Consider the following 11,263-nt stretch of genomic DNA (forward strand, 5'->3'; position numbering starts at 1 on the left):
CAGAGGAAAGCAGGGCGTGTATTTATAGATCGAGGTTCATGGGCGAGCTTGACCCATGTCCTACGCCGTCAGATCTCACACGCGGCGATGCGAACTTCTGTTCCGGATCACTGGCGCTGGGACATCACAGGGTGCTCCGTCAAAGCGGACGCGTGCGGCATGGATACCTGACGAAGCCGATGGCCGATCAGATTTCGAGGGCGTTCAGGGAAAAGTAGGGCGCCGGTACGGCGCGGCCGACACGCCTAGAGGCGGCCTGCATAGCGTCGCCGAGGGCTGGCCTCTTCGTCGAGCCGCTCGGCCCAGCACTTGATCTTAGCATCGACCCGCTGCATGAGGTCGCCCTCGAAGTCGGGCTGCGCCGTCATGGTGACGCTCACGAAGCCGGGTTGCCCCGGCGGAAGCCGCCACACCTCGTAGCCCGTCACACCATCCTTGGTTCCCTTCGGCGGCAGCGGATTCGGACCCCAAAGCTTGGCGGCATCGGGCGCGGTCCGCTTCATCTCATCGAAGTCGATCGTCCATTTGTGGTCACTCACCGTACCAAATTTGGGGACGATCTTGGGCAAGAGATAATCGCGCACGATGTTGTCGAGGTCATGTTGCGTGCCAACCGTCACCAAAGCATTTGGCTGAACGATGACCTGCAGGCCCACCGGCACCACAAGCGGCGTGATCAGCCAGCCCCATCGGTTTTGGAAATCCTCGAGCGCCTCGTCGATCTTCTGCTTGAACGCCTCGGACTCGCCTGTTCGAGATGGGAGTTCGCCCAATTGAATGCGGAGACCCGTTTGCCGTATGACCGACGGCCACGGTTCGAGTAGCGGCTGCATGAACGGTCCTTTTGGACGGCCGTAGAGCCACCCGAGGACCGGGATGGAGACAGCCGAAGTACCGTTCAGGAAGGCGCGTTGAGCGTAGAAGCGCTGCATCTTGATCATCGACTCGTACAGTCGATCGCCACCTCGGGTCCGATACTGCGCCTCGTTCGTAAGCAGACGCCTGAAGCTGCCGATCCAGTCTTCTTCACGCTCCCGCTCCACCTCGTCTGAGCCGTCGGCGGCGAGCGCGTGTGTGGCTTCGGCGGCCAACTCGACATCGTCGATCATGTTTGCAAAAGGGCGCGCCACGACGGTTATCGATGGATGTTCCTGGCCGTGCGCGCAGGACACGGACAGCGCGTGAATTTGCACGTCGTTCTTGTAAAGCCGGGTCTTCTGCCAGTTGTTGTCCTTCGGGCCCTGACAGCCCAGGAGATCCAAAAGGTTTTTTGCGATCGTGTGCGCGTGCGGAGGCGATTTGTGGGTCGTTGACAGCTGCAGTTGTAGCGCGATGCCGCCGCGAAAGGCGGTGCGATTGGAGTCCGAGAGCGCTTCTGCGACTTGGCGCTGGAATTCGACCTTGTTTGCCGACGGCATGTTTTTAGAGCCCGGCTCGAGGTCATGAATCACGACGGCGAACCTCCGACGACGGCGGACACGGTATCGCGCCAACTTGCCCGCGACCTTTTTCATGTATTCGGCTATGTGTTCTTTGCGATCCACGCTGTCGGCCCGTCGATGAATGGCTGAACATAGCGGGTTTCGCTGGAAGATGAAGGCAGCACCAGGTTCGCGCGCGCGTGCACGAGGCCGCTGCGGCTCTCGGCGGCGGCGCACCCTATTCAAGTCCGTTCTGGCCGCTAAGGTGCCTAAACAGGAGCTTTCCGGCAGCGGCTTGAACGGCTATGGATCAGGCACAGCTACGCTGGGATCGTCGGCCCGGACTGAAGTCTGCAACTCGCTTGGATCCACGTTCTTGCGCCGAGCCCATTCCACGAGGTTCTGCGGCCGGTAGGTTGGATCGGCCCGCCATCGTTTGAAAACATTGGCGTCAATGGTCTCGTTGACGTTGGTGTGGGTGCCGTCGTCGCGCACATCCGGCGCCGCGCCGATGGTTCGATAAAATGGCCGGGGGGAAATGATCTGGTAGGCGCCGTACAGGAACTCCCGGTAGGAGTTCTTGATCTTCGCGGTGACGTCGTCGCCGTCCAGATTGACTTCCGACCGGAACGACAGCCCCTGCGATTCCGCCTTCTTCATCAGCCAGCGCAGAGGAGGCTGCGCGAGCAGATCGGTCTCGTAGCCGCCGCCGACGTTGGCGTGAGCGCCCACGAACCACCGCTGTTCGACGCTCGAAAGCGGCCTCGGCTTGGCGGTGCTGCGATGGACGTCCCAGATCGTGGGAGCGAACTTAGCGCGGTGTTCATCGATGGCGAGTGCATGATAGCCGTTCTGGATGGGCAGACGCAGTCCCGTCTGCAGATAGTCGAACTGCGAACTGCTGATGCCGGTGAAGTCGCCCGCCGCGATACCTATCGAGCCGACGGTATCCCACACGCCGACCACCTTGACGTTCACAGGCCGCGCGTATTTGAGAAGCCACTTCTCCTGGGCGGATATATTGGCGATGTCGCCGGCCGCTTGCTTCTCCTTCAGCCTCCAGATCGTCTCCTCGTCGCCCCTTTTGTAGCGATCGAAGAGTTCGTTCACGCCGATCGGCGAACCCTGCTCCAGCAGTCCGTCGATGGCGATCAGACCCGCCAGCGCTCTGGCGGTGTACGCGCCGCGACTGAAGCCGAAGATGAAGATCTCGTCTCCGTCCCGGTAGTTCTCGATCAGCCACTCGTAGGCCAGACGGATGTTCTCATCGAGTCCTTGCCCGAAGGTGCCGCCGAGAAAGCCGTTCACGCCGACAGAATAGTAGATCAGTTGAGGCTTGCCGTCCTTGCCTGTCGGCGCGCACAGAGAGCGCATGCGCCACACGTTCGTGTTGGTATCGACGCTGTTCCATGTACCGTCGAGGAAGACCGCCAGGCGCTTCTGCTGCTGCTGGTCCGCGCCGGCGACGTTCGACTGGTTGCCGCCCTTCTCTCCCGGACGACCGATGAAGACGCCAATAGCGATCATCGCCGCGATCACGGCCAGAAGAATGATGGAATGCGCGATCTGCCAGACCCAGTGCCAAACTTTCATGCCTCACCTCCTATTGCGCCTTCGTGCGTTTCCGCGGCGTGCAATTTTCTTCCGTCGTCCGTCGTCGCGTCTCCGGTCCGCAGCGGGCATTCGCGCATGGTGCCGCAGCAAGAAACGCGTCCACGCAGCGTCCGCCAAAAATCGTCTACCAGGACGCGCCGGCGATGCTCGAAAATGATCGGACAGCCGAGTCCGTTGTCATGACAATCCCTCCGGAGCAGAGGGCGTCCCCGGCGGTCTGTGCGTCCGCAGATGCAGGCGCTTCGCCCGTTGCGCAGCATCCCCGTCTTCGCGTTGATCCTGCGTACGCCGAAGGCGATGACACCGGTGTCGAATGCGACTGCTTCGCGATAGGCGGCTCGCAGCCCCAGCTGATCGGCCGCGTTCTCGGCCGCGAGCTCTATCTCGCCGGCTTCGCCATGCGAGAGTTGCGCCTCGCTCGGCCAGAAGCCCGTCTCCTCCGCGGTCTCTTGCCACAGTGCGAAAGCGTGCAGCTTCGTCCACCATGCTGGCGCCGTCTCGTCCGTGATGCCCTCGCCGGCGCGCAGGCCGATGCAGAAGGATCCGCCCCGGTTGATGTGCCGCTCGGGGCAGCACGCCGGCAGCGTGCTTCCGACCGATCGTTCGGACACGATGATCTCGCCGCCGAGAGAGACGGCCCTGAGTTGGAAAACTCGGGTCAAGGCCTTGCTGCTCCGCACCGCGACCACATCGATCTCCGCCTCACGGGCGTGGACAGACCGGAACTCCGCCCAGGTCGGACAGCATCGTGCGAGCGCGTCGAGCGACATGATCGTCGATCATCCCCGCGACGGCTTCGGCGACGCCGCGTGGGACCGTGCTGCCGGTTCGCTGCGCAAGATCTGGACCGCCGGGGCCTGCGGCGTCATCAGCAGGTCCGAGGCCGAATCGAAGGACATCAGCCGCCCGGACGAGAAGTGCTTGCGGACAGTGGGATCTGCGATGGCCGCTGCGGCCGCACCGAGGCGGATACCGCCATGTTCGATGGCTTGCTGGGTGCGTTCGGCGTTGATCGTGGCGCGGCTGGCGGCGCAACGCACGCTGTCATCGCCACGATGGCCCAATCGCGTCATCGGGGTCGGCCCGTATTCGATGCCGACGGCGAGGTCGATTGCGGCATCAGGTTGGACGGCTTCCAGGCAGAGGTCGAAAGACGACCTCATAGCCGAAGCGCACAGCGCGGCCTCACGCACGCTTGCGGCAGCATCGTCGGCGCGTTCGCCTTCGGCAACGCAGCCGTGGATGCAATCACCGATGAAGCGCACGCGCTTGCCGCCGAAATCGTCCTTGAGGACAGAGTTGAGCTCCTCGCGGATGACGTGGACGATCTTGACCGCATCACGGATCGCTTCCGAGCCGCCTTGGATCGACTGGTCGACGAAATTGGTGAACCCGTCGATGTCCGCGAAGATCGAGGCCATCCCCATGCGGATCGAGTTCGCAGGAGAGAGCTCGCTGAACTTCACGGAGGACAGCGGCAACGTGGGGCGCTTGAAGCGGAACATCGGCTCGGAAGAGTCGGAGGCGATGGCCGAAGCGGTCCGGTCGAGGCTGTCGAAAGCATACTTCCTTGCCGCGGTCGCGATGTAGGCTTCGTCCAGCGTCAAGCCGCCCGCATGCTTGCGCATCGCCGCGGCGGCGACACGCTTCTGGGCCGTTTCGGTCAGGAAGATGCCCTCCTCGGCTCCGGATGCGACGAGCTTCGCCGCGTGGTTCGCGGGCCGCCCCAGAAACAGGGTGTCCTTCTCGTGCGCGCCGCGTCCCGTGGTCATGGCGAGGCACTTGCCGTGATCGATGCCGAAGCGGATGCGCGAGGGGAAGCCGTGAGCCTCGCCGACCTTCTGTGCGGCTTCCGTGAGCTTGCGGGCAAGCGCCACGGCTCGCTCGATCTGCGCGGCGGGGTCGCCTATCGGCGAGGCGACAACGGCATGAAGGCGGGCGCCGTGATAATCGATCCGGTCGCCGTCGTCGCCGTCGACGAGGGAATCCCACACCCGATAGTGCATGTTGAGGAAGCGCAGCAGGCGCCGGTGCGCCGCCTCCGTCTCCTGGCCGTGCTCCGTCACCAGGTCCTCGAAGTCGAGAAGCTGGCCGTAGAGATGGGCGCCTTCGACGACGAAGGCTTCCCTGAGCGGCATGCGGCTGAGCAGTCCGCGTTTGGCCAGAACCTTGCTGTCGAGCGCGATATGGCGATCGACGTCGGGCACCGTCTTCAGATGTTCGCGGATCCTCGATTTCGCGCGGTCTTGATTCCAGGACATTACCTTCTCCTCAGATGGAATAGACGTCGAGTTCGACGCCGTGCTTCACTTCCACCTTCGTCGGGCCCCGGAAGGTGTCGGGGTCTGCACCCGACCCGACCATCAGGTCGCGCAGGGTCGGGCTGATTCTGATCTCGCCGAGTTCGGGAGATTTCGCTTGTTCGTACCTGGCCGCCATGTTGACGGCGGCTCCGAGCAGCGTGACGGCGATCCTGTTCTCGGCGCCAAAGTCGCCGAACGCCACGTCACCGGCGTGCAGGCCGATGCGCAGGCCGAGCGGCAAGCCGTGCTTCTCGAAGTAGGCCCGGCATTCCGCGGCTACCTTCAGCACGCAGGCGAGCACAGCGGTCGGCACGCACCTCTCGCGATCGCCGGAATCGACGAACCAGTAGGCCATCGCACCGTCGCCCATAAGCTTGTCGATCTGGCCGCCGCCATCGCGCACCGCGTTGATCTGGATGGCGGCGAGTTCGCTGAGATGCGCGGCGACTTCGCTGGAGGATTTGGAGGCCGACCAGACGCTGAATCCGGCGATGTCACTGAAGAAGATGACCGCGCGGCGGCTCTGGATCGCAGGTCGGTCGCCGCGCGTCGCTATTTTGACGAGCCCGAGGGCGTCTCCATCAGAAAACCTGCGGAGGAGTCGTTCGTGCTGGGAGGCCAGGCTGCGCAACTCGGAGCGCATGTCGGTGGCCTGTTCGAGCTTGTGGTTGATGACGCCCGCCAGCGTCAGCGTCCAGATGACCTTCTCTTGATCTTGCAATCGCTCCTGGAAGGATGCGTCGATGCACAGCAGTTTGACCGGTCCGACAGCCCGCACATCGGCCGTGCGGGTGCCGTCTTTGCCGGACAGGACGTGGACGAGCCCCTGCTCCCCGAAGAGTTCGCCGTCGGCGCGAAAGACGACGATCTGGTCGTCGGCGCGGACCTCCACCTGACCGGCGATGATCAGCCAGCATCCCTGGACGCGCTCTCCGCGTCTGCAGATCGATTCGCCCGGGAGAGCGTCTTGCACGGTCCCCAGTCCCGTCCGCTCGAGCGCTTTCTGGATCGCGACCGGATCCGGGCAGAACTGCCGGAGAAAAACTTCGAGCTTGTCCTCGACATCGGAGGGAAAGGGCATATCTCGTGTTCCACCTGGACGTGTATCAAAGGTTAAAGGGCAACCATTTTGTTTTGCGGCATATTAAGTATGTCTATTCCGAACATACAAAGGCCTTTGCCGCCGGTCAAGGACGGATTATGTTGCTACTCCGAACAGAACGCGAAGGGGAAGCAGCGCGTGGCAGAGACCATCCGGGATCGAATTAAGGCACTGAGAAAGAAGGCGAAATTGACGCTAGATCAGGCGGCAGAACAGGCAGGATTGAGTAAGTCCTACCTGTGGGAGCTCGAAAATCGAGACCTCCCGCGCCCATCGGCGGAGAAGCTCGCCGGGCTGGCGCGCGCCTTCAACGTGACGGTCGATTACCTTCTCGGCGGCGAAGCTGTCGAGAACCTGGGGTCAGCCGAAGACAAGGCGTTCTTCCGCGAATACCAGTCCATGTCGCCGGAGGCCAAGGCTCGTCTGAGGCGGTTGGCGAAAGCTCTGGACGATTGACATGAATTTCGAGGGGTGGGGGCTTCAGAGGTGGGCCAACCACTTCAACCAGATGCTGAACCTGGCGAACCCACCCGACCGTTACCGCTTCGACGTCGGCCGGCTCGCCATGGAAACGACCGCGCAGATGTTTCCGAGCGACCCGATCACGAAGGTCGAAGAAGAGGACCTCGATGGCTTTGCCGGTGCCCTCGTCCCAGCCGAATCCAGGACTCGCTGGGGCATCGCTTACGGCAAGGGACAGTCGCCTGGAAGGCGCAGGTTCACCATCGCCCATGAATTCGGGCACTTCCTGCTCCACAGGAAGAAATATCCGAACGGCATCCATTCGAGCGAAGCCGATGTGGACGGCCGGACGAAAATCGAAGTCGAACGCGAGGCGAACGAGTTCGCGGCGTGGCTGCTGATGCCGCTGGACGATTTCCGACAGCAGATCGCGCCGAGGGACAAGCCCGACTTCGATGCCATCGGCAACTGCGCGGATCGCTACGAGGTCTCTTTGGTTGCAGCGGTTCTGAGATGGCTCAGATACACCGATAGACGGGCCGTCTTCGTCACCTCCGTCGACGGATACGTCAAGTGGGCGTGGTCCAGCGACGCAGCTTTCAAGAGCGGCGTCTTCATCCGCACCAGCCGGGGCCCCGTCGAGCTTCCGGCCGCGTCCGCCGCGGGGCAGGAGCAGTTCACGCCCGAAGTCCGGAGCGGCGTCGATCACGCAGCCGGGGTGTGGTTCAACGAGCGCGTCAGGGAGCATTCGTTCAGGAGCGAGAAGTACGACACCGTCTATAGCCTGCTGCATCTTGGCGATGCCGAACCCAAGTCCTGGAGCGAAGGAAAACCGCTCGAGGACACGTACGAACGTTTCGTGCGCCGCGGGTGAGATCGAGCGTCGCTTCGTAGTTCGGGCCTTACCGCCAGCCCCGACGCATGTGCGCTTCGATGTCGTGGGACGAAAGCACTTTCTCCGTGAACCCCCAATCGAGTTGCAGTTGGCGCAGCGCGCCCGCCAGGTGCCGCCCGAGGCCTGAAGATGTGCAACCTTTACTCAATGACAAAGAACGTTGATGCGATCCGTCGGCTGTTTGGGGCGCTCAACAGCCGCGTGGGCAACCTGCCTAGCATGCCGGGAATCTTTCCGGACTATCCGGCGCCGATCGTGCGCAACGCGCCCGACGGGCCAGAAATCGTCACGGCGCGCTGGGGCATGCCGTCGTCGCAGCGGGCGCTGATGGATGCCACGAAGAAGCGGGCGCAGAAGCTGGAGGCCAAGGGGCAGGCCGTCGATTTCAAGGAGCTGCTGCGCATGGAGCCGGACAGCGGCACGACCAACATCCGAAACGTCAACAGTGCACATTGGAAACGGTGGCTTGCACCGGACAACCGGTGCCTGGTGCCGTTTACGTCGTTTTCCGAGTACGACACGATCGACGGCAAGAAGGTTCCGGTGTGGTTTGCACAGGACGAGAGCCGCCCGCTGCTGGCGTTTGCCGGCATCTGGACGAACTGGACCAGCGTGCGCAAGGTCAAGGAAGGCGAAGTGACCTCCGATGTGTTTGGCTTTCTGACTAGCGATCCCAACGCCGAGGTGAAGCGCGTCCACCCGAAGGCAATGCCGGTTATCCTGACGACTACGGAGGAACGCGACGTGTGGATGCGCGCCCCTTGGGACAAGGCCAAAGCGCTGCAGCGGCCCCTGCCCGACGACGCGCTCGAGATCGTCGCCAGGGGCGAGAAGGAAGACCCATTCCCGACCGCCTAGCCTTGTACACAGGAGCGCGGAACAGGTGGAAAAGCGGCAGACCCCGCAATCCGGAATCCCTGCCCTGTGCTAACCGCCGGGAACAGAGGTGAGACGGGCGGATTCGTTCGGGCAGGAAAGATCTCGATGCTGATGACGAAAGAACGGCGGCCCGCGATCCGGACGCTGCGCGGCTGGGCCATCTCGGCGCTCAACGAAGCCGGCGCCATCCGTGAATGTGAGGAGCACGGCTGGATGCGGGATCGCGCGGATCCGCACGCACGCGACCGCGCGTTCGATATCGCCCGCCGGGATCCGACGACTGGCGTTTCGCCGGAAGCTGCGGCCGTCGCGATCGCCGAGGTGTTGGATTCGATCGGCGACACCTGCCCTGAATGCCCGCCGGCGGATTGCGGCTGACTTCGCCGCGACTCGACTTGCGGATCCCTGTACAATCCGCGCATGATCCCTTCCGATCAGGAACACGACGTCTCAACGTCGCCTCACCGCAAGATCATCCATATCGACATGGACGCCTTCTACGCGTCGGTCGAGCAGCGCGACAATCCGGACCTGCGCGGCAAGCCAGTCGCGGTGGGCGGTTCGGCCGAGCGCGGAGTCGTCGCCGCCGCGAGCTATGAAGCCCGCAAATTCGGCGTCCGCTCCGCGATGCCGTCGGTCACCGCCAAGCGACAGTGCCCCGACCTGATCTTCGTCAAGCCGCGCTTCGAAATCTACAAAGCGATCAGCCGGCAGATTCGTGAAATCTTCGCCGAGCACACGCCGATCATCGAGCCCCTCTCGCTCGACGAAGCCTACCTCGACGTCACCGAGAATCTGCAAGGCATTCCACTGGCCAGAGACGTCGCGCTGCGGATCCGCGAGAAGATCAAGGCTGAGACTGGCCTGAACGCCTCGGCGGGCATCTCCTACAACAAATTCCTGGCGAAGCTTGCCTCCGATCACCGAAAGCCCAACGGTCAGTACGTCATCTCGCCGGAGATGGGACCGGCTTTCGTCGAGACGCTGCCGGTCGGAAAGTTTCACGGCATCGGGCCGGCGACCGCGGCAAAGTTCAACGCCTTCGGGATCCGGACCGGCCTCGACATCCGCAACCAATCCCTCGCCTTTTTGCAGGAGAATTTTGGCAAATCCGGCACCTACTATTACTGGATCTCACGCGGCATCGATGAGCGTCCTGTTCGAGCCAACCGCATCCGTAAATCCGTCGGCGCCGAGAACACGTTCTCCACTGACCTCACTGAGTTCGACTCCATGGCGGCAGAGCTCGAACCGCTGATCGACAAGGTCTGGCGGCACTGCGAGTCGGCGAACACTCGGGCGCGAACGGTAACGCTCAAAGTGAAGTTCGCCGACTTCGAGATCATTACGCGCAGCCGATCCGTTTCTTCGGTCGTCGCGAGTCGCGATGACCTCGCACACCTGGCGATCGGTCTACTGGAAGACAATATGCCTCTTCCGAAGGCGGTGCGTCTCTTGGGTGTGTCGTTGTCGTCCCTGCTAGACGAGAACGACACGGAGCCACAACTGGATTTCGGGATTTGAACCGGACTAGACTTGTAGCTCCAGCAGACTCAATGCGCGGATAACGTGTCCAGAGGATCGCAACACTCCAATGCTTGAACCCGACCTGACTCTGGCCGCCATGGCCGAGGCATTGGCCAAATCTACCGACTATCGCGTCCTCCGACGCCTGGTTCCTCGGACGATGTTCAGCTCATCCATCGGCCAAAGTACAAAAACCGGCATCCTGATCGACACCGAGACTACAGGTCTCGATGTGCAAAAAGACGAGGTTATCGAACTGGGGATGGTAAAGTTCGACTATCTGGCCGACGGCCGCATCGCCGGCGTACGGGATGTCCTCTCTTCGTTCAACGAGCCGACAGTGTCGATCTCACAGGAAGTCACTGCGCTCACCGGCATCACCGACGAGATGGTCGCCGGACATCGGATCGATGCGGACGCGGTTTCTGCGTTCGCCGAGGATGCGGTAATCGTCATCGCCCACAATGCCGGCTTCGACCGCAAATTCGCGGAGCGCTACTGGCCCATCTTCGAACGGAAAGCGTGGGGATGTTCGGCCACGGAAGTCGAGTGGCGCAAGCACGGCTTCGAAGGCTCTCGCTTGGGCTACCTCCTCAACGGAACCGGCTTCTTCCACCACGCCCATAGGGCGGTCGACGATTGCCACGCCCTTCTTGAGATCCTCGCGTTCGAGTTGCCGACGACCGGAACGCCAGCGCTCGCCGTTCTGCTGGAACGGGCCCGCAAAAAGACGATACGCCTATGGGCAGAGCAGTCGCCCTTCGATCTCAAGGACGCGCTCAAGCGGCGCGGCTACCGCTGGAGCGACGGGAGCGATGGCAGGCCGAGGTCATGGTACGTCGACGTCGACGAAAGCATGCTGGACGACGAAATCGCATTCCTCACGACCGAGATCTATTTTTGTGACGTCGAGCCACGTCTTCAGGCCTTGACCGCCTTTGATCGGTTTTCGATCAGGGCCTAGGCGAGCCCAGAGTCGGACGGCGCTGCCCTCAACGTTCACGGCACTTTCTCGACGCGCTCGCAGCCGCCGCCAGCCGAGCTACCCGCAAAGGTTGCC

General features: G+C 62.6%; 11 protein-coding genes. 6 read left to right on the forward strand and 5 right to left on the reverse strand.

All coding sequences use genetic code 11. The features are described 5' to 3' along the window. Positions 1 to 245 precede the first annotated feature (245 nt). The 5 genes from MTX19_RS36250 to MTX19_RS36270 all read right to left on the reverse strand — a co-directional run bounded on the left by MTX19_RS36250 (position 246) and on the right by MTX19_RS36270 (position 6,419). Entirely contained in the window at positions 246 to 1,544 is a 1,299-nt protein-coding gene (locus MTX19_RS36250) for a hypothetical protein (protein ID WP_280985724.1), read from the reverse strand. 180 nt (positions 1,545 to 1,724) lie between these two features. After that, positions 1,725 to 3,014 (reverse strand): DUF2235 domain-containing protein, encoded by a 1,290-nt coding sequence (locus MTX19_RS36255; protein ID WP_280981476.1) that lies wholly within the window; start codon positions 3,012 to 3,014, stop codon positions 1,725 to 1,727. Further along, positions 3,011 to 3,805, reverse strand: a complete 795-nt coding sequence (locus tag MTX19_RS36260; RefSeq protein WP_280981477.1) for an E2 domain-containing protein — start codon at positions 3,803 to 3,805, stop codon at positions 3,011 to 3,013. Before MTX19_RS36260 ends, MTX19_RS36255 begins: the two co-directional genes overlap by 4 nt. A 9-nt stretch (positions 3,806 to 3,814) precedes the next feature. Beyond that, positions 3,815 to 5,296 (reverse strand): adenylate/guanylate cyclase domain-containing protein, encoded by a 1,482-nt coding sequence (locus MTX19_RS36265; protein WP_280981478.1) that lies wholly within the window; start codon positions 5,294 to 5,296, stop codon positions 3,815 to 3,817. Between the two features lie 10 nt (positions 5,297 to 5,306). Continuing rightward, positions 5,307 to 6,419, reverse strand: a complete 1,113-nt coding sequence (locus MTX19_RS36270) for an adenylate/guanylate cyclase domain-containing protein (protein WP_280981479.1) — start codon at positions 6,417 to 6,419, stop codon at positions 5,307 to 5,309. Positions 6,420 to 6,578: 159 nt separating this feature from the next. Between MTX19_RS36270 and MTX19_RS36275 the strand changes: the two genes are divergently transcribed. The 6 genes from MTX19_RS36275 (at position 6,579) to MTX19_RS36300 (ending at position 11,167) form a co-directional block, all read left to right on the forward strand. Then, positions 6,579 to 6,896 (forward strand): helix-turn-helix transcriptional regulator, encoded by a 318-nt coding sequence (locus tag MTX19_RS36275; RefSeq protein WP_280981480.1) that lies wholly within the window; start codon positions 6,579 to 6,581, stop codon positions 6,894 to 6,896. A gap of 1 nt (position 6,897) precedes the next feature. After that, positions 6,898 to 7,776, forward strand: coding sequence for an ImmA/IrrE family metallo-endopeptidase (locus MTX19_RS36280; protein ID WP_280981481.1), 879 nt, complete (start codon positions 6,898 to 6,900; stop codon positions 7,774 to 7,776). Positions 7,777 to 7,926: 150 nt separating this feature from the next. Next, positions 7,927 to 8,655 carry an SOS response-associated peptidase family protein gene (locus MTX19_RS36285; RefSeq protein ID WP_280981482.1) on the forward strand — a complete coding sequence of 243 codons (729 nt, stop codon included), beginning with the start codon at positions 7,927 to 7,929 and terminating at the stop codon, positions 8,653 to 8,655. A gap of 126 nt (positions 8,656 to 8,781) precedes the next feature. Then, the gene (locus MTX19_RS36290; protein WP_280981483.1) at positions 8,782 to 9,054 is read left to right on the forward strand and encodes a hypothetical protein; all 273 of its coding nucleotides are present in this window, start codon (positions 8,782 to 8,784) and stop codon (positions 9,052 to 9,054) included. Between the two features lie 42 nt (positions 9,055 to 9,096). After that, complete coding sequence (dinB, locus tag MTX19_RS36295) at positions 9,097 to 10,200, forward strand: DNA polymerase IV (RefSeq protein ID WP_280981484.1); 1,104 nt, start codon at positions 9,097 to 9,099, stop codon at positions 10,198 to 10,200. A gap of 70 nt (positions 10,201 to 10,270) precedes the next feature. Continuing rightward, positions 10,271 to 11,167 carry a 3'-5' exonuclease gene (locus tag MTX19_RS36300; protein WP_280981485.1) on the forward strand — a complete coding sequence of 299 codons (897 nt, stop codon included), beginning with the start codon at positions 10,271 to 10,273 and terminating at the stop codon, positions 11,165 to 11,167. The last annotated feature ends 96 nt before the right edge of the window (positions 11,168 to 11,263 follow it).

Source organism: Bradyrhizobium sp. ISRA464 (genome assembly GCF_029910095.1).
GTDB lineage: Bacteria > Pseudomonadota > Alphaproteobacteria > Rhizobiales > Xanthobacteraceae > Bradyrhizobium.

Bases quoted from the DNA above. Each gene is read 5' to 3' on its own strand.
- MTX19_RS36255 (WP_280981476.1), bottom strand. From the start codon at position 3,014: ATGAAAGTTTGGCACTGGGTCTGGCAGATCGCGCATTCCATCATTCTT.
- MTX19_RS36260 (WP_280981477.1), bottom strand. From the start codon at position 3,805: ATGTCGCTCGACGCGCTCGCACGATGCTGTCCGACCTGGGCGGAGTTC.
- MTX19_RS36265 (WP_280981478.1), bottom strand. From the start codon at position 5,296: ATGTCCTGGAATCAAGACCGCGCGAAATCGAGGATCCGCGAACATCTG.
- MTX19_RS36270 (WP_280981479.1), bottom strand. From the start codon at position 6,419: ATGCCCTTTCCCTCCGATGTCGAGGACAAGCTCGAAGTTTTTCTCCGG.
- MTX19_RS36280 (WP_280981481.1), top strand. From the start codon at position 6,898: ATGAATTTCGAGGGGTGGGGGCTTCAGAGGTGGGCCAACCACTTCAAC.
- MTX19_RS36285 (WP_280981482.1), top strand. From the start codon at position 7,927: ATGTGCAACCTTTACTCAATGACAAAGAACGTTGATGCGATCCGTCGG.
- MTX19_RS36290 (WP_280981483.1), top strand. From the start codon at position 8,782: ATGCTGATGACGAAAGAACGGCGGCCCGCGATCCGGACGCTGCGCGGC.
- dinB (WP_280981484.1), top strand. From the start codon at position 9,097: ATGATCCCTTCCGATCAGGAACACGACGTCTCAACGTCGCCTCACCGC.
- MTX19_RS36300 (WP_280981485.1), top strand. From the start codon at position 10,271: ATGCTTGAACCCGACCTGACTCTGGCCGCCATGGCCGAGGCATTGGCC.